Source organism: Sphingomonas lacunae, assembly GCF_012979535.1.
GTDB lineage: Bacteria > Pseudomonadota > Alphaproteobacteria > Sphingomonadales > Sphingomonadaceae > Sphingopyxis > Sphingopyxis lacunae.
Genome location: NZ_CP053015.1, coordinates 2,218,180 through 2,238,407, shown reverse-complemented (window position 1 = coordinate 2,238,407; position 20,228 = coordinate 2,218,180). Strand labels below are relative to the sequence as shown.

At 62.9% G+C, this 20,228-nt stretch carries 22 protein-coding genes; 9 read left to right on the top strand and 13 right to left on the bottom strand.

Going from position 1 to position 20,228, the window contains the following annotated elements:
- Positions 1-12: 12 nt before the first annotated feature.
- From GV829_RS10740 to GV829_RS10680, 13 genes are all read right to left on the bottom strand, one after another.
- Positions 13-1,221: a trans-sulfuration enzyme family protein gene (locus GV829_RS10740; protein WP_169946545.1), complete on the bottom strand. Its 1,209-nt coding sequence runs from the start codon at positions 1,219-1,221 to the stop codon at positions 13-15.
- Positions 1,218-2,225, bottom strand: coding sequence for a threonine dehydratase (locus GV829_RS10735; RefSeq protein WP_169946542.1), 1,008 nt, complete (start codon positions 2,223-2,225; stop codon positions 1,218-1,220). The genes GV829_RS10740 and GV829_RS10735 overlap by 4 nt, the downstream gene beginning before the upstream one ends.
- 24 nt (positions 2,226-2,249) lie before the next feature.
- Positions 2,250-3,302, bottom strand: coding sequence for a 3-isopropylmalate dehydrogenase (gene leuB, locus GV829_RS10730; RefSeq protein ID WP_169946540.1), 1,053 nt, complete (start codon positions 3,300-3,302; stop codon positions 2,250-2,252).
- 27 nt (positions 3,303-3,329) lie between these two features.
- Positions 3,330-3,923 (bottom strand): DNA repair protein RecO, encoded by a 594-nt coding sequence (recO, locus tag GV829_RS10725; protein WP_169946539.1) that lies wholly within the window; start codon positions 3,921-3,923, stop codon positions 3,330-3,332.
- 15 nt (positions 3,924-3,938) lie between these two features.
- A complete protein-coding gene (gene uvrC, locus GV829_RS10720) occupies positions 3,939-5,870 on the bottom strand; it encodes an excinuclease ABC subunit UvrC (protein ID WP_169948250.1) in 1,932 nt (643 codons plus the stop codon).
- Between the two features lie 71 nt (positions 5,871-5,941).
- A complete protein-coding gene (locus GV829_RS10715) occupies positions 5,942-6,499 on the bottom strand; it encodes a F0F1 ATP synthase subunit B family protein (RefSeq protein WP_169946537.1) in 558 nt (185 codons plus the stop codon).
- Positions 6,492-6,992 carry a F0F1 ATP synthase subunit B family protein gene (locus GV829_RS10710; protein WP_169946535.1) on the bottom strand — a complete coding sequence of 167 codons (501 nt, stop codon included), beginning with the start codon at positions 6,990-6,992 and terminating at the stop codon, positions 6,492-6,494. The genes GV829_RS10715 and GV829_RS10710 overlap by 8 nt, the downstream gene beginning before the upstream one ends.
- An 85-nt stretch (positions 6,993-7,077) precedes the next feature.
- Positions 7,078-7,305, bottom strand: coding sequence for a F0F1 ATP synthase subunit C (locus tag GV829_RS10705; RefSeq protein WP_169946533.1), 228 nt, complete (start codon positions 7,303-7,305; stop codon positions 7,078-7,080).
- A 44-nt stretch (positions 7,306-7,349) separates the two neighbouring features.
- Positions 7,350-8,102 carry a F0F1 ATP synthase subunit A gene (locus GV829_RS10700; protein WP_169948247.1) on the bottom strand — a complete coding sequence of 251 codons (753 nt, stop codon included), beginning with the start codon at positions 8,100-8,102 and terminating at the stop codon, positions 7,350-7,352.
- A gap of 42 nt (positions 8,103-8,144) precedes the next feature.
- The gene (locus GV829_RS10695; protein WP_169946531.1) at positions 8,145-8,495 is read right to left on the bottom strand and encodes an AtpZ/AtpI family protein; all 351 of its coding nucleotides are present in this window, start codon (positions 8,493-8,495) and stop codon (positions 8,145-8,147) included.
- A 209-nt stretch (positions 8,496-8,704) separates the two neighbouring features.
- On the bottom strand, positions 8,705-9,100 hold the full coding sequence (locus GV829_RS10690; protein WP_169946529.1) for a YdbL family probable chaperone protein: 396 nt from the start codon (positions 9,098-9,100) through the stop codon (positions 8,705-8,707).
- The gene (locus GV829_RS10685; RefSeq protein WP_169946527.1) at positions 9,100-9,333 is read right to left on the bottom strand and encodes a YnbE family lipoprotein; all 234 of its coding nucleotides are present in this window, start codon (positions 9,331-9,333) and stop codon (positions 9,100-9,102) included. Before GV829_RS10685 ends, GV829_RS10690 begins: the two co-directional genes overlap by 1 nt.
- Entirely contained in the window at positions 9,330-12,515 is a 3,186-nt protein-coding gene (locus GV829_RS10680; RefSeq protein WP_169946525.1) for an intermembrane phospholipid transport YdbH family protein, read from the bottom strand. Before GV829_RS10680 ends, GV829_RS10685 begins: the two co-directional genes overlap by 4 nt.
- 228 nt (positions 12,516-12,743) lie before the next feature.
- Here GV829_RS10680 and radC point away from each other — a divergent pair, with 228 nt between their 5' ends.
- The 9 genes from radC (at position 12,744) to accD (ending at position 20,227) form a co-directional block, all read left to right on the top strand.
- Positions 12,744-13,463, top strand: a complete 720-nt coding sequence (gene radC, locus GV829_RS10675; protein ID WP_169946523.1) for a RadC family protein — start codon at positions 12,744-12,746, stop codon at positions 13,461-13,463.
- Between the two features lie 3 nt (positions 13,464-13,466).
- Positions 13,467-14,189 carry an NRDE family protein gene (locus GV829_RS10670; RefSeq protein ID WP_169946521.1) on the top strand — a complete coding sequence of 241 codons (723 nt, stop codon included), beginning with the start codon at positions 13,467-13,469 and terminating at the stop codon, positions 14,187-14,189.
- A gap of 94 nt (positions 14,190-14,283) precedes the next feature.
- Positions 14,284-15,597 carry an adenylosuccinate lyase gene (gene purB / locus GV829_RS10665; RefSeq protein ID WP_169946519.1) on the top strand — a complete coding sequence of 438 codons (1,314 nt, stop codon included), beginning with the start codon at positions 14,284-14,286 and terminating at the stop codon, positions 15,595-15,597.
- A 67-nt stretch (positions 15,598-15,664) separates the two neighbouring features.
- Positions 15,665-15,988 (top strand): lipopolysaccharide assembly protein LapA domain-containing protein, encoded by a 324-nt coding sequence (locus tag GV829_RS10660; RefSeq protein WP_169946517.1) that lies wholly within the window; start codon positions 15,665-15,667, stop codon positions 15,986-15,988.
- The gene (pyrF, locus tag GV829_RS10655) at positions 15,985-16,659 is read left to right on the top strand and encodes an orotidine-5'-phosphate decarboxylase (protein WP_169946515.1); all 675 of its coding nucleotides are present in this window, start codon (positions 15,985-15,987) and stop codon (positions 16,657-16,659) included. The genes GV829_RS10660 and pyrF overlap by 4 nt, the downstream gene beginning before the upstream one ends.
- A gap of 67 nt (positions 16,660-16,726) precedes the next feature.
- Positions 16,727-17,368 carry a phosphoribosylanthranilate isomerase gene (locus tag GV829_RS10650; protein ID WP_169946513.1) on the top strand — a complete coding sequence of 214 codons (642 nt, stop codon included), beginning with the start codon at positions 16,727-16,729 and terminating at the stop codon, positions 17,366-17,368.
- Entirely contained in the window at positions 17,365-18,579 is a 1,215-nt protein-coding gene (gene trpB, locus GV829_RS10645) for a tryptophan synthase subunit beta (RefSeq protein WP_169946511.1), read from the top strand. The genes GV829_RS10650 and trpB overlap by 4 nt, the downstream gene beginning before the upstream one ends.
- Entirely contained in the window at positions 18,576-19,379 is an 804-nt protein-coding gene (trpA, locus tag GV829_RS10640; protein ID WP_169946509.1) for a tryptophan synthase subunit alpha, read from the top strand. The genes trpB and trpA overlap by 4 nt, the downstream gene beginning before the upstream one ends.
- A complete protein-coding gene (gene accD / locus GV829_RS10635) occupies positions 19,376-20,227 on the top strand; it encodes an acetyl-CoA carboxylase, carboxyltransferase subunit beta (RefSeq protein ID WP_169946507.1) in 852 nt (283 codons plus the stop codon). Before trpA ends, accD begins: the two co-directional genes overlap by 4 nt.
- Position 20,228: the final 1 nt, after the last annotated feature.

Here is a 20,228-nt window from a genome sequence, read left to right as displayed (position 1 = left end):
GCCAAGACTTGCCTATAGTCCCGCCGCGGTCAATGCCCGGTCGAGATCCTCGATCAGATCATCGGGGTCTTCGAGCCCCACATTGATACGGATCATCCCCTCACCAACACCCATGTCAGCCCGAACGTCTGGCCCGACGCCATGGTGCGTGGTCGATGCCGGATGGGTCATCAGCGAGCGGGAATCGCCGATATTGTTCGAAATGTCGATCAGTTGCAGCGCGTCGAGAATGGCATGGGCCTGGGCGCGACCGCCATCGACATCGAAGGAGAAAATCGGCCCGCATGCCTTCATCTGGGCCATCGCGAGATCATGCTGCGGGTGGCTCGGCAGGCCGGGGTGGAGGATGCGTGGCACCCGTCCTTCCATGAAACGGCCGACCTTGAGGGCATTTTCGGACTGGCGGTGGATGCGCAGGTCGAGCGTTTCCAGACCCTTGAGCACCACCCAGGCATTGAACGGCGCGCAATTGGGTCCGGTGTTGCGCTGGAACGGCAACAGCTTTTCTTCCATGAACTTGGCGGAGGCACAAACAGCACCGGCAAGCACCCTGCCCTGCCCGTCCATCATCTTGGTCGCTGAATAGGCAACAACGTCCGCGCCATAATCCATCGGCCGCTGCAGTGCGCTGGTGGCAAAGGCATTATCGACGACGGTCGTGATGCCATGCGCCTTGGCGAGGCCGCAGACATAGGCGAGATCGACAATACCCATGGTCGGGTTGGCCGGTGTTTCAAAGAAGAAAACCTTGGTATTCGGCTGGATGGCCGCTTCCCAGGCCGCATTGTCGGTGGCGTCGATGGTGGTGGTGGTGATGCCCCAGCGCGGCAGCAGATTGTCAGTCAGCCAGCGGCAAGAGCCGAACGCCGCCTTGGCCGCGACGACATGGTCGCCGCTGTTGAGCTGGCACAGCAAGGCCGTGGTCATCGCTGCCATGCCGGTGGCCTGTGCACGGCACGCCTCCGCTCCTTCGAGCAGGGCGATGCGTTCCTCGAGCATCTCGACCGTCGGGTTTTGCAGCCGCGAATAGGTCATGCCGGTCTGTTCGCCCGAGAAGCGGGCGGCGACGGTCGCGGCATCGTCATAGGTGTAGCCGGACGTCAGGAACAGCGCTTCTGACGTCTCGCCATGCTCGCTGCGCCAGGTACCGCCGCGCACTGCCTGTGTCGCGGGGCGCCAGCCCTTGGTGATATTGCGATCAAGGCCTGCGTTGCGCTTCATATTTCCCATCCATGCACGATCTGCCAGGCGGCCACCGCCGGCGTCCGACCGCCTAGCACTTCCGCCGCCTGCTTCATATCGAGATTGCCACCCGAAAGGATGACCGCGACCTTTTTGCCGCGCATTGCCTCGCGCTCCTGCATCAGCGCACCCATGGCGATGGCGCCGGCCCCCTCGGCGAGATTATGCGTGGCCTGCCACAGCAGCCGGATGGCATCCGCCACCTGATTGTCGCTGACGGCGACAAAGCGGTCAGCGCGCGGGCCAAAATAGTCCAAAGCAGCCTGCACCGGCGTGCATACGGCAACGCCGTCGGCAAAGGTATAGGCGGTATCATTGGCAATCAGATGGCCTGCCTCGAAACTCTGCTTAGCCGCATCAACATGTGAAGAGACGACACCCACCACCTTGGTGGACAGGCCCAGTGCATCGCGCGCCGCGATAGTGCCACACAGACCCGAGCCACAGCCGACCGGCACATAGACAGTGTCGAGATCGGGCACCGCCTCGAACAGTTCGAGCCCATAGCTGGCGACGCCGCGGACCAGCTCATCATGATAGCTGGGCACCATGACCAGGCCATATTGCGCCGCCCTTGACGCCGCCTCCGCCTTGGCCTCGTCAAAGCTATTGCCATGCTCGATCAGTTCGGCGCCGAGTGCACGCATCGCCGCATTCTTTTCTTTGGCGTTGCCCAGCGGCACGACGATGGTCGCGGTCAAACCGGCGGCGCGGGCGGCACGCACCTGTGCCTGCCCATGATTGCCGCGCGTGGCGGTGATGATGCCAGTGACCCCGGGATGCTCGCGCTTCAGCCAGTCGATATAGGTGATCGCCCCGCGCACCTTGAACGCGCCAGTTGGAGCGTGGTTCTCATGCTTGACCCACACCTCGCAATCCAGCGCCTCGGCCAGCAGCGGCCAGTTATGTTGGGCTGTCGGCGGCACCTGCTCACGCACCAGAGCCTGAGCCTGGCGCAGCGAAGCGAGGGAGAAATCGCTCATCGCCCGATGCTCACTGTTGGCGTCTCATTGCGCCGCCAGCGCCTCCAGAACCGCATCGCCCATCTGGCGGGTCGTGGCGCTGCCGCCGAGGTCACCACTGCGAAGGCCCGAAGCGAGCGCGGCATCGACTGCAGCCTCGATCCTGTCCGCCGCCGCCGCCTGTCCGAGCGAGTAGCGCAGCATCATCGCGGCGGAGAGGATGGTCGCCAGCGGATTGGCTATCCCCTTGCCGGCAATGTCAGGGGCGCTGCCGTGGATCGGCTCATAGAGACCCTTGTCATTGGCATCGAGCGAGGCCGAAGCGAGCAGGCCGATGGAGCCGACGCACATGCTCGCCTGATCCGAGAGGATGTCGCCAAACAGGTTGCCCGTGACGACCACATCAAACTTGCCGGGGTCCTTGACCAGCTGCATCGCGGCATTGTCGACATACATATGCTCAAGGGCGATGTCGGGATAGTCGGCCGACACCTCGATCATCACATCACGCCACAGCTGGGAGGTCTCCAGCACATTGGCCTTGTCAACGGAACAGAGGCGGCCGCCCCGCGCGCGAGCTGCGCGGAAGGCGACATGGGCGATGCGGCGGACCTCGCTCTCGTCATAGGCCATCACGTCATAGCCCTGACGCAGGCCGGCAGGAGTGGTGCGCATGCCCTTCTCGCCGAAATAGACGTCTCCGTTGAGCTCGCGGACAATCAGCAGGTCAATGGACGAGGCGATCTCGGGACGCAGTGCCGAATGGCCGACCAGCGCCGGGATGGTTTTGGCCGGGCGCAAGTTGGCGAACAGGCCGAGTTCGCGGCGCAAGCCCAGAATCGCCTGTTCGGGTCGCAGGTGCCGTTCGAGATGGTCGCAGTCAAAATCGCCCACCGCGCCAAACAAAATGGCGTCTGATGCCTTGGCAATGGCGATGGTCTCGGATGGCAGCGGATGACCGGTAGCGCGCCAGGCAGCTGCACCGACCAACCCGTCGATCAGTTCAAGGCCCGGCAGGTCCAGCGCATGGAGAACACGTACCGCCTCAGCGGTGACTTCGGGACCGATTCCGTCCCCGGCAAAGACAGCGATTTTCATGCCGCGCGCCTAGGGCAAAGCCGCGTTTCAGGCAATGGCGCGATGCAATCTTTCGATCAGACGTTCGCGCACAGCCAACAGCCCAGCCGCGCGAGGCCCCTGCACGACATGATCGGTCAGGGCGTCACGATTGCGCCGCAAGGCGCGGAACAGGTCGCTGGTGGGCTCCAGTTCATCGCCATAGCCAAGCTGGGCCAGCAACAGTGTTTCATAGCGGACGATGGCGACAGCCCAGGCGCGGGCCACCCCTCCCAGCTCAATCGCCGAAAGCAACCCGTCGAGCGCACTATGTGTGGCGGGATAAGGCTGCCCTTCGGGCAACGCCGTCGCGGTCAGCGCCGTCACCCAGTCGACCGCAGCCGCAGCCAGCGGTTCGCCCAGCAGCCCCGCGCGGCTGTGCGCCAGCTCGACCGTCAGCGACGCCAGCTGATCCTCGCTGCGGGCGCGAAATTCCGCCGCGACGACATTGCCGGGGATGAGGATAGGTCGCATCCGCGTTGACCGCCCGCCGCGCACATAGCCGGCCAGCAGCCCGGCCTCAGCGGTCATCAGCCGGGCAATCACACCATGCTCTCCATGCTGGCGAACCGCGCAGACGATGGCAGTGGTGGTCAGCTGCATGGGATCAGCCTGTGGTCACACATGGTAGAAATCATAGACCGCCTGCGCGACGGCAGCTGATACGCCGGGTGCGCGTTGCAGATCCTCGAGACTGGCATTGCGGATGGCGCGGGCGGTGCCGAAGTGCATCAGCAGCGCCTTTTTGCGCGCCGGACCGATACCGGGGACCTCGTCGAGCGGTGAGCTGGTCAGCGCCTTGGCGCGCTTTTGCCGGTGTGCGCCGATGGCGAAGCGGTGCGCCTCGTCGCGCAGGCGCTGGATGTGGAACAGCGCGGGGTGATTGAGCGGCAGGGTGAATTCACGGCCATCGGGCAGATAAAAGGTTTCGCGGCCGGCATTGCGATCGGGGCCCTTGGCGACACCAGCCAGCGCGACATCCTCGATGCCCAGTTCCTCGAGCGATTCGAGGGCGGCATTGAGCTGTCCCCTGCCCCCGTCGATCAGCACCAGATCGGGCCATTCGCCCGAATCCCGGTCGGGGTCTTCGCTCTGGGCGCGGGCAAAGCGGCGCGAAAAGACTTCACGCATCATGGCAAAGTCATCGCCGGGCGCGGTCTCGGGCCGCTTGATGTTCCATTTGCGATAGGCCCCTTTGATGAAGCCCTCCGGCCCGGCGACTATCATCGCGCCGACCATGTTGGTGCCCTGGATATGGCTGTTGTCATAGACCTCGATACGCTGCGGCGGGCCGTCAAGTTCGAACAGGTCGGCAAGATCTTCGAGCAATTTGCCCTGCGTCCGGTTCTCGGCCAGTCGCCGGTCGAGCGACTCCGCCGCATTGCGCACAGCTTGTTCCATCAGGCGCATCCGGTCGCCGCGCTGGGGCACACTGATGACCACCTTGCGCTCGGCCAGCTCGGAGAGGGCCTCGGCCAGCACGTCGCACTCCGCCGGCTCGCGGTCGGTGAGGATCAGCTTTGGCGGGGTCGTCCCCTCGTAAAATTGCATGAGGAAACTGGTCAGGACCTCCTCGACCGGCACATCGGCGGTGTGACCGGGGAAGAAGCTGCGGTGGCCCCAATTCTGCCCGCCGCGGATGAAGAAGGCGTCGATGCCGACCTGCCCGCCCTTCGCGGCCAAAGCGAAGACATCGACATCGCCCAGCCCCTCGGCGTTGATGGCCTGACTGCCTTGGATAAAGGTCAGCGCCTTGAGCCGGTCGCGGTAGATGGCTGCCAGCTCATAATCCATGCGCTCCGCCGCCTCGGCCATCGCAGCGCCCAGTTTCGCCTGCGTCTGGGTCGAACGACCGGCGAGGAACGCCTTGGTGTCCTCGACCAACTCGGCATAGTCGGATGGCGCGATGCGGTCGACGCAGGGCGCGCTGCACCGCTTGATTTGATAGAGCAGGCAGGGCCGGTCGCGGTTCGCGAAAAAGCTATCGGTACAGCTCCTTAGCAGGAACAGCTTTTGCAGCGCGTTGAGCGTGCGGTTGACCGAACCGGCGCTGGCGAAGGGGCCGAAATATTGCCCCTTGGCCTTGCGGGCGCCGCGATGCTTCTGGATGCGCGGAAAGGCATGATCCTCGCGGAGCAGGATGTAGGGGAAGCTTTTGTCGTCCCGCAGCAGGACATTGTAGGCCGGGCGATACCGCTTGATCAGTTGCGCCTCGAGCAACAGCGCCTCGGCCTCGCTGTTCGTGGTGACGATTTCCATGCTGCGCGTTTGTGCCACCATGCGCTGCAGCCGCTGCGGCAGGCGGTTGATCTGTGTGTAGGCGGTGACCCGGTTCCTTAGCGCCCGCGCCTTCCCACAATAGAGTACGTCGCCTCGCGCATCGAGCATGCGATATACACCAGGAACCGGCTTCAGGCTTTTGAGCACCTGTTTGATGACCGAGACCCCTGCCTCGAAATCGGGACGCGCACCGTGCTCGGTGCTGCCGCGCACCGTATAGGTCGCTCGCTCTTCGTTGAATCGATCGGGGGAACCGGGTTCGGAGGACATGGCTACCATGTAGAAAGGGCCGGGCAATCTGCCCAGCCCCTGCTGTCATCCGATAGGGAGGAAAGGCCCGATCAGATCTTTTCAATGTCGGCGATGGCCTTTTCGACCAGCGGCTTGTCAGCAGCGGCATTGTGACCGTCGACAATCAGTTGCTGGGCAGCCGCGACTGCAGCGCGGGTTGCGGTGTCACGCACTTCGGCGATAGCGCTGCGCTCGGCGGCAGCGATGCGGTCTTCTGCCATGCGCTGACGGCGGGCAACCAGCGCGGCCGCATCTTCCTTGGCCTTGGCAACAACGAGCGAGGCTTCCTGCTCGGCGCGTTCGCGGATTGCGGCAGCTTCACCGTCCAGCGCGGCCAGCTTGCCCTGATATTCAGCACGCAAGGCTTCCGCTTCCTTGCGAAGATCCGAGGCTTCGTCGAGCTGGGCCCGGATCGCGGCAATCTTGCCGTCGAGCATAGACCCAATCAGCGCCGGGACCTTTTTCCAAAGCATGATGCCAACCAGCACCAGCATGGAAATGGAAACGATAACGGTGGCATTCAGCACACCGGCGATGGCCGGTTCTGCATGTTCGGCACCGGCACCATGCGCCGCCTCGGCAGCAACGAGCATCAGCAGGTCAGACATTGATTTGAGCCTTCACAGCCTTTGCGGCAGCCGCAGCAGTGACCTTGGCACCCGTCAGACGGGCCACCAGTTCCTGTGCCGCTTCGCCGGCAACCGCCTCTACTTCGGCGAGAGCCGATGAACGGGCGGCAGAAATTTCGGCTTCGGCAGCCGCGAGTTTGGCCTCAATCTCGGCATTGGCCTTGGCCAGACGCTTTTCAGCATCCTTGGCGGCCTTGTCCTTCGCCTTTGCGATGACGCCCTGGGCGTCGGCACGGGCGGCGTTGGATTTGGCCTGCCAATCGGCCTCGATGCTATCCGCAGCATCACGCGCTGCCTTGGCAGCGGCCAGATCGTCAGCAATCTTTCGATCGCGAACATCCACCGTCGCCTCAACCTTGGGCAACATGCCCCGGCCAATAACAAAGAAAATGGTCCCAAAGACCAGCACCAGCCAGAAAATCTGGGAAATCAGGTACCAGTTGTTACCGGTTAGCTGGCCAATCTGTGGCATGGCTCGGGCAGACTCCGACGATGGGCAGGGACAGGAACGTCCGGGCAGGCATCACACAGGATCACCCGCCCGGATACGATCCGGTTCAGACGACGAAGAGAAGGATCATCGCAACGACGAACGCCAGCAGGCCGAGAAGTTCGGCAGCGGCGAAGCCGATGAACAGGCGACCCTGCTGGCCGTCAGCGGCAGCCGGGTTGCGCAGGGCGCTTTCGAGGAACGAGCCGAAGACGTTACCCACGCCAAGCGCGGCGACGCCGGCACCAATGGCGGCCAGGCCGGCACCGATCAGCTTTGCTGCTTCTGCATCCATGACTTAAACTCCTTAGTGGAACTGGTTGAAACGGTTGAGGAAACTCAGTGCAGGTTGACCGCGTCGTTCAAATAGAGCGAGGTCAACAGAGCGAACACATAGGCCTGAATGCCGGCAACGAGGATTTCGAGCGCCGAAATGCCGGTCATCAGGGTAAAGCTGGCAAGGCCAACGGTCAGGCCGGTGACGGCGCCAGCGTTGGTCGCGTTGATTACAAAGCCAGCCAGCACTTTGAGCAGGATATGGCCGGCGGTCATCGCAACGAACAGACGCAAACCAAGGCTGAAAGGGCGCACGAGGAACGACAGCAACTCGACCACGAAGATAAAGGGAATCATCGGCAGCGGCGTGCCATGCGGCACGAACAGGCTGAAGAAGTGCAGCTTGTGCCGCCAAAAACCCACGACCAGAACGATCGCAAAGCTGACGACGGCCAGCAGGCCAGTCACAGCGAGATGGCTTGTGACGGTGAAGGGATGGAGACCCAGCACCCCGAGCGGCAAGAGGCCGAGAACGTTGGCGAACAGGATGAACATGAACAGCGAGAAGACGAATGGCGTATATTTCCGCCCTTCCTGACCGATGTTGGTCGTCATCATGCTGGAAATGAAACCGGTGAAGCCTTCAACTGCGGCCTGCCAGCGACCAGGCACCAGCTCGCGCTTCATGCCACCCAGCATGAACAGCCAGAGGACCACGCCGGTCAGCAGCATCCAGACGGCGCTGTTGGTCAACCAGACTTCATGACCATTGATGTCGAACAGATGGGCGATCTTCTGCACCTCAAACTGGTGCATCGGATCGATCTTGCCCGCTTCAGCCACTTGCCTACCCCGTCTCTATCGTTCGTCGCCATCGGCTCTTGCTGCGACAGCAGCGCCATTGGCAATCCGGAATATATTCCTGAAAGCGACCACGATCCCCAGAAACAGGAGGATCATGAAGCCCCAGGGCCAGGTACCGAACAGGCGATCCGCCAGCCAGCCCATCAGGGCGCCGCCGGCAATCCCGCCGATCAAATCCGCCAGCACGCGATTGGCAAGACGGGCATTGGGATCGGCTCCTGGCCGGTCCCTGCCCGTGCGCTTCGCTTCACTGGCCTCCAGCCTCTCCAGCCTCTCATCGATGCTGGACAGGCGCCGATCCTGATCGACTGGCCTGAACTCGTCCTTTCCGTCCGATTCACTCATTGTGTCTGTCCCTTGATCTTGGCGGGTGACTTACCGGAAAACCGGCACGAAGCCCACGCACAGGATACAGACAAATTGAGCGCCCCGACCGGCAAGGCGCGGTCCCTTTAGGAATGCCCTGTGATCAAGTCAACTGTTGCGCTGCAACAGCGAAATGCAGCCGTTGCGTGACGGCGCGCCACCAGCTGCCCAACATTGGCGACACAAGGTCAGATGCAGCGCGAATCACGGACGGGCGGAGTGGCATCGCGCGTCATCCAGGTCCCGTTCGGCGCACGATATCTGAGGCCGGCATCCAGATTCTGGATGAGATTGCAGGCGGTGGTGAAGGCGAACTGCTCAACAGTTGCTTGCAAGCGTGCCGCTTCCTGGGTGTAGTGGGCCCGCCGTCGCAGGTTGATATCGTTCACCACCCGCTCCAATTGCGGCGTAGGCGTACCGACGATGCCCAGATAGCCGTCAGGCTGTTCGCCAATCAGGCCTTCGCTGCGTGCAGCCTGATAGGCCGGATCACGCTGGGCCACGGCGGGGGTGGAAAGCGAAATACCGGCAAGCAAGGCCGCTGCCACTGCCAGTCCGGATCCATTGCGCACCCACTTGTTCATCAGAATATCTCCGCATTCTGCTCGATCAACGCCTTTGCGTCGGAATCGAGCCGGTACACCACTTCCTGCCTGATGTTGATGGTCAGGACGATTTCGATCGGCTTGTCAGGTGCGGTCACCTGAACGCATCCGGTCGATCCCGCCAGAACGCCCGCCAATATGGCGATGCGCCAGCTTTTCGTCCGCCATCCGGTCCCTGATCCACCGGCAGTCTGCTTCCTGATGCTGTTCATGGACGATCCTCGCTTTCGCGGGGCTGAACGACCGCTGGCCGCGCTTCCCCTGGATATTGTGGTGGTGACGTTGGTGCGGCAGGCGTGTCGCCATTGCTTCGCGCCGCCGCAGCGCGAGCGGCCCGGTCTGCTTCGACGAGCGCTGGAAGATTTTGTTCGATCAATGTTGTCGGATCATAGAGGCCCTGGGCCGAGCTGAGTAGCTGGCGGAAAGGCGCGGTGATTCGGATGCTGAAGGTGAAGGGCAGACTTTCGACGGCGCGGGTCAGAAAATTGCGCATGGCTCCTTCGCCTTGCGAAAGGCCGGTAAAGTCCACCTGGGTCAACATTTCGCCATCAATCGCTCCATTCAGACGGACGGAAAGACTGTCATAGCGGATAGATTTGAGCGCCCCAAAAGCCAGATTGCCATAGGCGCCAAGGTCCCGGATGCTGAGTTCGCCAACATAAGCAAGCGATCCGCCACTGCGCGACACCAGCATGCCGCCGTCAACCCTGCCGCCATTCTGGTCAAACACGGTCGGCAAGACACCGTCAAACACGCCAGTGGCGCTGATGTTCTCAAATTCGAACCGCTGCAGGAAAAGCGCGGCATCAACGCTGGCGACATCAAAGGTCAACTGCCGGGGCACCTCGGCGCCGAAATCAAGCCAAGCCGGCTGCAAACGCAACTCTCCGCCAGCAAAGGGCCAGCGGCCGCCTTCTATCCGGACCTTCTGGCCAGGCCGCAGTTGATAAAGCAGTCGGCCATCATTGACCTCTATCCCCGGATTGACCGAACCGATCAGCACTTCCTGATGGGGTGGCGTCGAAAGGGTCAGCAGGTCATCGAACCGCAATCTGCCCGACAGGCGTTCCACGGGGCCGAATGCAGCGGCGAAATCAAGCCGCTCGGTGGCAAAGTCACCGCTCGACCTTATGCCCTCGCTGTCCCATGCCAACTGACCACTGCCGGTCACCACCCCTTGGGCATCGGCAATGACGCCCAACGCCAGCGGGGAGAGATCACGCGGTTGCAGCCCGTCGCGCGCAAACCGAAGACTCGGCACAGCAAATCGCGCCTCTCCATGACCATTGGCCAACATGTGCCGGATGGTCAGTTCCGCGACCGGCGTGCCACTGTCTTCTTCATGCAGCCATCCTGCTGTTTCGATCACTCCGTCGCTGAACAACAGGCGCACACCCTCTGCACGCAACGGGCGGAAGCGGGCATCACTTGCGGCATCTGTAACCCTTAGGCCGGCATCGACAGACAGACGACTGCCTGCAAAGCGCCAAAGTCCGCTTCCGTCTGACAGCAAAAACGGCACGGCCCCGATTCGGGCTTCCACACCAGCCACTGTGCCCGCAAGCCCGGCAGCGCCGACCGCACCATCCAGACGCGCAGCCGCAAATCGCGTCAGCGACTCGCCCGAGCCAATGCGGACATCGACGTTGCGCAAGTCGAAACCGCCACCGTCCAGCGCAACGCTGCCACCATCGCTCATCAGGCTGAACGGGCTGGTCCCCGCCCATCCAGACAGGGCAAAGGCTGGCAGGCTCGCGCCACCCCGCACACCGCCGGGTCCAATAACCAGCAGTGGCCGACCACCCTGCCCACACAGACGAACAGCTGCGCCGTTCAATCGCACGCCGCCTGTATCGAGTCCACGCCAGGCGAGTTGACGACATTCGCCTGAAACACTCACTTCACCGTCGGGCGCGATCCGGCCGGCAATCGGCAGTGACAACCGATCGACCTGCCCCCCCGCCAACGGCCCGCTCAGCGCAACGCCTGTGGCAAAGCGCGCGCTTCCATCAGCTGCGGCAGAGAAGCGCAAGGGAGCCATCGCCAGGACAGCAGACCCAGCCTGATAGGGTTCGAAACGGGCCAGTCCGGTCAAGGGCGACAGGCCTCCCGATCGCGTCAGTCGCACTTCTCCCTCGGGCAACCCGCCGCCACCGACCCGGGCAATCGTTGCCAACGACAAGCCAGTCTTGCTGTCCCAGCCAATAGCCCGCTCGCCATCCAGGGTAAGCGCGGCACCTGAATTTGCCCTCGCCGCCAGATCGCCAAGGCTGGCGCGCAGCACGCCAGTAGCATCGCGGCTCAGCTCATATTGGCCATCAACCTCAAATTGCCGTCCTGCTTGCGAAATCGCCAGACCAGCCTTGGCCAGCAACGGCCCGATCGGCGTAGAGTCACCTTGTTGTTCAAGCCCGGCAATCTGTCGCAACGCAAGACGGCCGGCTCGTCCCGCCTTTATCCCAAAGTTGCCGGTGGAGACCATCGCCCCGTCGCTTGCCAGAGCCCCTTCCCCGCTAAACATCAAGGATTGGGCCTCCAGCCAGGGACCGGCTGCGTTGGCGCCGGACAAAGACCATTGCGCGCTCATGCGGCCCGCCTTGTCACTGCCGGCATTCAAACTGCCGGTTATGCTCGTGCTGCGTAGACCCTGCGCTGTCATGGCGCCTGTCCTGATGCCCGCTTGCGCTTGCCAAACGGTCATATCTTCGCGCGCGGACGCCCGCAGGCCGAGCTTCACATCGGACAGGCCCATCCTGGCCGAGGAACAGTTGAGCCGGCCCAGTCCGATTGGTCCCCGGACCGACGGCACCCTGTCATCGACCGCAACCGCCAATTCGCCAGACAGACGTTCAGCTATACAGCCCCCCTGTTCCATGAGGGGCGCCCGAACCGCGACAAGGCCGGTAAAGCCATCGCGCAAATGGCCGTTGCCGGCGACACCCAGACCAGCAACACCCCAGGGTGTTTCCAGCCGCACACCCACATCCCGAACGGCCACAGCCATGTCGGGCAATTCAAATGCACTGCCATCATCCACCGGCTTCAGCCGGTCGAGCTGGCCGAATGTCATCCGCTCTCCGGTCCACCGCCCTCTCAGGCGCACCCCGCTCGCTTCGACCCGTGCAACCTTTGGACCATAGAACCCAAGCTCGATCTCGACGGTCATCTCGCGCGCGATCAGATCTGGATTGCTGGGATCGCCGATCACCACATTACTCAGCTTTTGGGTTCGAAAGCCGATCTGGTCTATCCGATAACTGGCCTCTACCCCCCGTGCCGCAAGGTTGCGATCCACATAGCCGGTAACCAACGGCGTGCGGTACAGCCAGCCAATACCACCGGCAATGCCGACAGCTCCCGTCAGGGCAATCGTCCAGGTCAGGCTGCGACGCATGACCGCCGACCCTTGACCTTCCATCGGGCATTCTGACTTGCAGGCATCGGTGGCGCCATATTTTTTCCCATCTCCACCGTATTACCACCACTGATAGCCGTCCCGACCGGTCACTGTCGAGCATCTGACGTCCGGCCGGGCGAGCAGGCGTGACATCGATACCACGGAAACCCCCGTGAAGGTTATTGTTCCGGGTGCATCCGCGCCCGGACCTGCTAGATTGCGCCTATGGCTGATGCTGCTGAAACCGCCGCTGAACAAAAGGGCGCTGTCACTCCGGACGACAAAAGCGGTCACCGCGCCCGCCTGCGCGACCGTCTATTGACCGCCGGCCGGGATTCCATGGCAGATCATGAACTTGTCGAATATCTTTTGACTCTGGCGATACCGCGCCGGGATACAAAACCGCTAGCCAAGGCGCTCTTGCGCGAATTTGGCGGCATCGGGCCATTGTTCGCCGCCGACGCCGAATCGCTCAAGCGCGTGCCCGGTATGGGAGACACCTCTGCAGCCGCCATCCGCATTGTTCAGGCCACACTGCTCCGCGTGCTGCATGGTGAGGTGAAGGCCAGGCCGGTGCTCGGCAACTGGCAGGGACTTCTGGATTATTTGCGGGCCGACATGGCCCATCGGCTCAACGAATGTGTCCATGTCCTCCACCTTGACAGTCGCAATCAATTGCTGCGCGACGAAATTGTCAGCGAAGGCTCGATCGACCAATCCGCCATCTATGTTCGCGAAGTGGTACGCCGCGCGCTCGACCTTGGCTCGGCCGCGATCATCCTTGTCCACAATCATCCCAGCGGTGATCCGACGCCCAGCAAACAGGACATCGCCATCACCCGCGACATTGCGGATGCCTGCAAACGCCTTGGCATCAGCCTGCACGACCATGTCATCATCGGTCGCAACGGCCATGTCAGCCTGCGCTCTCAGGGATTGATCTGATCAATGTGTGTCGGAGTGGTGGCTTGGCGTGCCGATCCCCGCTGGCTCCTGCTCGTCGCCGCCAATCGTGACGAGTTTCATGACCGGCCAAGCAAACCCCTGTCCCGATGGACCGAAACGGAGGAAATTATCGCCGGACAGGATCTGACCGCCGGCGGAACATGGCTCGGTGTGACTGAAAAGGGGCGTTTTGCCTTTGTCACCAATCACAAGGTCGAAGGTCTGCGGCCAGCGCGCGAATCACGTGGCCGACTGGTAACTGACTGGTTGGCCGGGATCGAACCAGCCGCAATCGAGCGGCTCAACCCGTTTAACAGCATCATGATCGACGGCTCAGACCAGGCGCTTTTGCTGGGCAATGAACCTGCTCCGCTGAAGCGAAGTCTCGAACCCGGCATTCATGGGCTTTCCAATGGCCCGGTCGACGATCCCTGGCCCAAGACAGCGAGGCTCGACAGAGCGTTGCGCAACTTTCTCGCGGGGGCCAGCGGCGAACCGGCCCAACTGTTCGCCGCACTCCGCGATGAAGTGCCGCCCGACGGCCCGCATCCTGAGGGAGGACCCGCCTTTCCGGCCATCTTCGTCAACAGCCCGCACTATGGCACACGGTGCTCGACCATCGTCGCCATCAATGCCGCCGGGCGGGGATGGATTGAAGAACGCCGTTTCGACGCAAAGGGCGCGGAGACTGGCCGCACCCGCATCGACTTTGTCTGGCCTGTCTGAATCGCCCCGCTTCGCGCAATCATCGGTTTGCCGCACAGGGCCGTCGCTGCTAGGGGCCAGCCGACTCCTTTCCCGATCCCGACATAGGTGCACCATGGTACCCCGCTATTCCCGTCCCGACATGACCGCCATCTGGGAACCGGAGGCGCGGTTCCGCATCTGGTTCGAGATTGAGGCGCACGCCACCGAGGCGCTGGCTGACCTCGGCGTCGTCCCCGCTTCCGCCGCCAAGGCGCTGTGGGACTGGTGGGCGACCAACCCGTCGATTGACGTCGCTGCCATCGACGCCATCGAAGCCGTGACAAAGCATGACGTGATCGCGTTCCTCACCTGGGTCGCCGAGCAGGTCGGGGACGAAGCCCGCTTCATGCATCAGGGCATGACATCCAGCGATGTGCTCGACACCTGCCTTGCAGTCCAGTTGAGCCGCGCCGCCGACATCCTCATCGCCGATCTCGACGCGCTGCTCGACGCGATCAAGCGCCGGGCGATGGAGCATAAATATACCGCCACCATCGGCCGCAGCCATGGCATCCACGCCGAACCGACCACCTTCGGCCTCAAGCTGGCACAAGCGTATGCGGAATTCATCCGCAATCGTGAGCGCCTGATCGCCGCGCGGGCGGACATTGCCACCTGCGCAATTTCGGGCGCGGTCGGCACTTTTGCCAACATCAACCCTGCCGTCGAAGAGCATGTCGCGGCCAAACTCGGCCTAACCGTCGAACCCATCTCGACCCAGGTCATCCCGCGTGACCGCCATGCCATGTTCTTTGCGACACTCGGTGTCATCGCCTCCTCTATTGAACGGCTCGCCACCGAAGTGCGCCACCTGCAACGCACCGAAGTGCTTGAGGCAGAGGAATATTTCTCGCCGGGGCAAAAGGGCTCGTCGGCGATGCCGCACAAGCGCAACCCGGTGTTGACCGAAAATCTCACCGGTCTCGCCCGCATGGTGCGCGGCTATGCGATGCCGGCGATGGAAAATGTCGCCCTTTGGCATGAACGGGACATTTCTCACTCCTCGGTCGAGCGCTACATCGGCCCCGATGCCACCATCACGCTCGACTTTGCCCTTGGCCGCCTGACCGGCGTGATCGACAAGCTGTTGATCTACCCCGAGCGGATGCAGAAGAATCTCGACCGCATGGGTGGCCTCGTCCACTCGCAGCGCGTCCTCCTCGCCCTCACCCAGGCCGGTGTGAGCCGCGAGGACAGCTATCGCCTCGTCCAGCGCAACGCGATGAAAGTGTGGGAATCCGACGGCGCCTTGTCGCTGGCAAAGCTGCTCAAGGATGACGCCGAAGTCACTGCCGCGCTCACGCCAGACCATATCGATAGGCTGTTCAACCTCGACTATCATACCGCCCAGGTCGACACGATCTTTGCCCGTGTGTTCGGGGAATAACCCGCCCCTTCTAACCCTTGCACCAATCCGCTAGGGTTGCGTCAAGGGACAGATTGGAGACACGAACATGCAGGCCATCAGGACGCTCATCTGGGTCATCGTTGCGGTCATTATTACCGTGTTTGCGGTGGCCAATGCCCAGCCGGTAACCGTTTCGGTATGGCCCGGTTCAGTGGCTGAATTGCCGCTGTCGATCCTGATCATCCTTGTCTTCCTGCTTGGCTTCCTGCCGCCGTTCCTGCTCAATCTCGGGAACCGCTGGCGCCTCAGCCGCAAGATCAACCAGCAGGAACAGGTGATCGCCCAGTTGCGTCCGACCACAGTTGTTGCGCCCGCGTCGCCCGCATCGGCCACCCCCTCAACACTGTCGACGGACGGCACCACGTCATGACCAGCCGCATCTATCTCGCCATCGACACGACCGACCTCGACGCTGCCAAAGCGCTCGCCACCAAGGTTAAGTCCCACATCGGCGGGCTAAAGCTCGGCCTCGAGTTCTTCTGCGCCAATGGTCATCACGGCGTGCATGAAATGGCGCGCATTGGCCTGCCGCTGTTCCTCGACCTCAAGCTGCACGATATTCCCAACACCGTCGCAAAGGCGGTGCAGGCGCTGCGCCCGCTCGAACCTGCCATCCTGACGGTCCACGCCTCGGGCGGCCGGGCGATGCTTGAGGATGCCAAGGCGGCGGCGAGTGATCATACCAAGGTGGTCGGCGTCACCGTTCTCACCAGCCTCGATACCGATGACCTCGCCATCATCGGCATCAATGATGATCCAGCAGCTCAGGTTTCCCGGCTCTCCAGTCTTTCCCACGAAGCGGGTCTCGACGGCATCGTCTGCTCCGGCCATGAAGTAAAGGCCGCGCATCAGGCATGGCGCAACGGCTTCTTTGTCGTACCCGGCGTGCGTCCCGCAGGCGGCAAGGTCGCCGACCAAAAGCGCATTGTCACCCCAGCGCAAGCGATCAACGATGGAGCCTCGATCCTCGTCATCGGTCGCCCGATCAGCCAGGCCGAAGACCCGGTGGCAGCGGTGCGGGCGATTGAGGCAACGCTCTGATATCCTGATTCCCCGTCGTTCCTGAACCCTTCGACAGGGTCAGTGCGAACGGTTTATGGATAGATCAATGAAACGGGTCCAAACCAAAATCTGCGGCATCTCGACGCCCGAAACGCTCGCCGCCGCGTTGGCGCATGGTGCGAGCCATATCGGCTTTGTCCATTTCGCCAAAAGCCCGCGCCACATCGACACTGGATTGGCACGCGCGCTGGGCGGGCGATGCCCGGCACATGTCCGGCGTGTGCTGTTGCTGGTCAATCCGCATCCCGCCGATGCCGCGCGTCTCGCCGACGAGGCCGGCGCAGATATCCTGCAGCTGCATGGCGACGAAGCGCCAGCACAATTGTCCGCGATCAAGGCGCTGACCGGCCTCGAATTGTGGAAGGCCGTGCCCGTCCGCACCAGTGCTGACCTCAACGCGACCGCCCAATGGCGCGGTGTGGCCGACCGGCTGCTCTATGATGCCAAGCCGCCAGCGGGCTCCGATCTGCCCGGCGGCAATGGCCTGCGTTTCGATTGGATGTTGCTCCAGGGGCATCGCCATGCCCTGCCCTGGGCGCTGTCGGGCGGTCTCGATCCCGCCAATGTCGCCGAAGCCATCGGCACTACCGGCGCAACCCTCGTCGATGTTTCGTCTGGCGTTGAATCCTCTCCCGGCATCAAGGATGTGGACAAGATCGCAGCCTTCCTTAAAGCGGCCTCATCATGAACCAGAACGCCCCCAATAGTTTCCGCGCCCAGCCCGATGACCGTGGCCATTTCGGCCAGTTCGGCGGGCGTTATGTCGCCGAAACGCTAATGCCGCTGATCCTCGATCTCGAACGCGCCTATCGCGCGGCCCAGGCCGACCAGACCTTCTGGGCCGAATTCGACGATTTGATGGCGCATTATGTCGGCCGCCCCAGTCCGATGTACTTCGCCCCGCGCCTGACCGAAGAGCTGGGTGGCGCGCAAATCTGGTTCAAGCGTGACGAGTTGAATCACACTGGCGCGCACAAGATCAACAATTGCATCGGCCAGATCCTGCTCGCCATGCGCATGGGCAAGACGCGGATCATCGCCGAGACCGGCGCGGGCCAGCATGGGGTGGCCACCGCCACCGTTTGCGCGCGCTTTGGCCTGCCCTGCACCATCTTCATGGGCGCGACTGATGTGGCGCGTCAGGCTCCCAATGTCTTCCGCATGAAGCTGCTCGGGGCTGAAGTGATTCCGGTGACGGCCGGCGCCGCGACGCTCAAGGACGCGATGAACGAGGCGCTGCGCTATTGGGTCGCCAATGTCCATGACACATTCTACATCATCGGCACCGCCGCCGGACCACACCCCTACCCCGAGCTGGTCCGCGATTTCCAAAGCGTGATAGGCAAGGAAGCCCGTGCGCAGATGCTTGAACGCACCGGTCGCCTGCCCGACCTGCTGGTGGCCGCGATCGGCGGTGGCAGCAACGCCATTGGCCTGTTCCATCCCTTCCTTGATGATGCCGATGTGAAGATGCTCGGCGTTGAAGCGGCGGGTCATGGCCTCGACAAGGAACATGCCGCCTCCCTTGCGGGTGGCGCGCCCGGCATCCTCCACGGCAACAAAACCTATCTGCTGCAGGATGAGGACGGCCAGATCACCGAGGGTCACTCGATCAGCGCTGGGCTGGATTATCCCGGTATCGGCCCCGAACATGCCTGGCTGCGCGACATCGGCCGCGTCGATTACACCAGCGTGACCGACAGCGAGGCACTTGAAGGCTTCCAGCTGCTGTGCCGCACCGAAGGCATCATCCCCGCGCTCGAGCCCAGCCACGCCATCGCCGCCGTCGCCAAGGTCGCGCCGACGATGGGCAAGGACCAGATCATCCTCGCCAACCTGTGCGGTCGCGGCGACAAGGATATTTTCTCTGTGGCGGAGTATCTGGGGGTGAAGCTGTGACCCGCCTCTCCTTAGCCTTCGCCAAGTCACACCCCGCGCTGGTCTGTTTCGTAACCGCCGGTGACCCCAGCGTCGCCGCGACGCCCGCCATCCTCGACGCGCTCGTCGCGGGGGGTGCGGATGTTATCGAACTCGGCATGCCGTTCACCGATCCGATGGCCGATGGCCCGGCCATTCAGGCTGCGAATATCCGAAGCCTGACTGGCGGCACCAAGACGGCTGATGTGTTCCGCCTCGCTGCCGATTTCCGTGTACGCCATCCGCAAGTGCCGTTGGTGCTGATGGGCTATGCCAACCCGATGACCATTCGCGGCCCGGAGTGGTTCGCGACTGAATGCACCAAGGCAGGTGTCGACGGCGTCATCTGCGTCGATGTGCCGCCTGAGGAAGACGCCGAACTCGGCCCTGCGCTGCGCGCCGCCGGTATCAGCCTGATCCGCCTTGCAACCCCGACCACCGATGCCGCGCGACTCCCCGCCGTGCTCGATGGCTCGTCGGGCTTCCTCTATTATGTCTCGGTCGCCGGCATCACCGGGATGCAACAGGCGGCGCAGGCCAGCATTGAGGATGCGGTCGCCCGGTTGAAGGCAGCGAGCGACATTCCTGTCGCGGTCGGCTTTGGCGTGCGCACCCCTGAGCAGGCAGGCGCCATTGCCCGGGTCGCGGACGGTGTTGTCGTCGGCTCTGCCATCATCGACATCATCGCCGAGCATGGCGTTGACGCCGCCGCCGCTGTACAAGCCTATGTCGCCAGCCTCGCCGAGGCTGTCCGCACCGCCCGCAAGGAGATCGCCGCATGAGCTGGCTGAACCGTGTCCGCAACGCCATGCCGTTCATCGCCAAGCGCGAGACGGCCGACAATCTGTGGCACAAGTGCAAAAGCTGCCAGGCTCTGGTGTTCGTCAAGGAATGGGAAGAAAATCTCCACGTTTGCCCGCGCTGTGAGCATCATGACCGCATCGGCGCCAAGGCCCGGTTCGGGCAGCTGTTCGACAGCGGCAGCGTGGCCGCCATCGCTATGCCCAAGGTGCCCGAAGACCCGTTGAAGTTCCGTGACTCCAAGAAGTATGCCGACCGGTTGAAGGCGGCACGAACCCAGACGGGTGACCCGGACGCAATGCAGGCCGCCTATGGCACGATAGAGGGCCGTCAGGCAGTCGTCGCGGTGCAGGATTTCGCTTTCATGGGCGGATCGATGGGCGTTGCCGTCGGTGAAGCCTTTGTCGCGGCGGCTGAGGAAGCGCTGCGCCGCAAGTGCGCCTTCATCGCCTTCACCGCTGCCGGCGGTGCGCGCATGCAAGAGGGTATCCTCAGCCTGATGCAGATGCCGCGCACGACTGTTGCCATCCAGCGCCTGCGCCGCGCCAAGCTGCCCTACATTGTCGTGTTGACCGATCCCACCACCGGCGGCGTCACGGCCAGCTATGCCATGCTGGGTGATGTGCAGATTGCCGAGCCCGGCGCGCTGATCGGCTTTGCCGGACAACGGGTGATCGAACAGACGATCCGCGAAAAACTGCCCGAAGGGTTCCAGCGCGCTGAATATCTGCTCGACCATGGCATGGTGGACATGGTGGTCGAACGCAAGGACTTGCGCGCCACGCTTTCCCGGCTGCTGACCTATCTCGCACCCGCCAAGGCCGCCTGAC

Excerpts from the sequence above, each read along its gene's own strand:
- recO (WP_169946539.1), bottom strand. The coding sequence starts at position 3,923 with ATGCAGCTGACCACCACTGCCATCGTCTGCGCGGTTCGCCAGCATGGA.
- GV829_RS10670 (WP_169946521.1), top strand. The coding sequence starts at position 13,467 with ATGTGTGTCGGAGTGGTGGCTTGGCGTGCCGATCCCCGCTGGCTCCTG.
- purB (WP_169946519.1), top strand. The coding sequence starts at position 14,284 with ATGGTACCCCGCTATTCCCGTCCCGACATGACCGCCATCTGGGAACCG.
- GV829_RS10705 (WP_169946533.1), bottom strand. The coding sequence starts at position 7,305 with ATGGATGCAGAAGCAGCAAAGCTGATCGGTGCCGGCCTGGCCGCCATT.
- trpB (WP_169946511.1), top strand. The coding sequence starts at position 17,365 with ATGAACCAGAACGCCCCCAATAGTTTCCGCGCCCAGCCCGATGACCGT.
- GV829_RS10715 (WP_169946537.1), bottom strand. The coding sequence starts at position 6,499 with ATGTCTGACCTGCTGATGCTCGTTGCTGCCGAGGCGGCGCATGGTGCC.
- leuB (WP_169946540.1), bottom strand. The coding sequence starts at position 3,302 with ATGAAAATCGCTGTCTTTGCCGGGGACGGAATCGGTCCCGAAGTCACC.
- accD (WP_169946507.1), top strand. The coding sequence starts at position 19,376 with ATGAGCTGGCTGAACCGTGTCCGCAACGCCATGCCGTTCATCGCCAAG.
- GV829_RS10735 (WP_169946542.1), bottom strand. The coding sequence starts at position 2,225 with ATGAGCGATTTCTCCCTCGCTTCGCTGCGCCAGGCTCAGGCTCTGGTG.
- uvrC (WP_169948250.1), bottom strand. The coding sequence starts at position 5,870 with ATGTCCTCCGAACCCGGTTCCCCCGATCGATTCAACGAAGAGCGAGCG.
- radC (WP_169946523.1), top strand. The coding sequence starts at position 12,744 with ATGGCTGATGCTGCTGAAACCGCCGCTGAACAAAAGGGCGCTGTCACT.
- GV829_RS10650 (WP_169946513.1), top strand. The coding sequence starts at position 16,727 with ATGAAACGGGTCCAAACCAAAATCTGCGGCATCTCGACGCCCGAAACG.
- GV829_RS10685 (WP_169946527.1), bottom strand. The coding sequence starts at position 9,333 with ATGAACAGCATCAGGAAGCAGACTGCCGGTGGATCAGGGACCGGATGG.
- GV829_RS10710 (WP_169946535.1), bottom strand. The coding sequence starts at position 6,992 with ATGCCACAGATTGGCCAGCTAACCGGTAACAACTGGTACCTGATTTCC.
- GV829_RS10740 (WP_169946545.1), bottom strand. The coding sequence starts at position 1,221 with ATGAAGCGCAACGCAGGCCTTGATCGCAATATCACCAAGGGCTGGCGC.
- GV829_RS10700 (WP_169948247.1), bottom strand. The coding sequence starts at position 8,102 with ATGCACCAGTTTGAGGTGCAGAAGATCGCCCATCTGTTCGACATCAAT.
- GV829_RS10690 (WP_169946529.1), bottom strand. The coding sequence starts at position 9,100 with ATGAACAAGTGGGTGCGCAATGGATCCGGACTGGCAGTGGCAGCGGCC.
- GV829_RS10680 (WP_169946525.1), bottom strand. The coding sequence starts at position 12,515 with ATGCGTCGCAGCCTGACCTGGACGATTGCCCTGACGGGAGCTGTCGGC.
- GV829_RS10695 (WP_169946531.1), bottom strand. The coding sequence starts at position 8,495 with ATGAGTGAATCGGACGGAAAGGACGAGTTCAGGCCAGTCGATCAGGAT.
- pyrF (WP_169946515.1), top strand. The coding sequence starts at position 15,985 with ATGACCAGCCGCATCTATCTCGCCATCGACACGACCGACCTCGACGCT.
- GV829_RS10660 (WP_169946517.1), top strand. The coding sequence starts at position 15,665 with ATGCAGGCCATCAGGACGCTCATCTGGGTCATCGTTGCGGTCATTATT.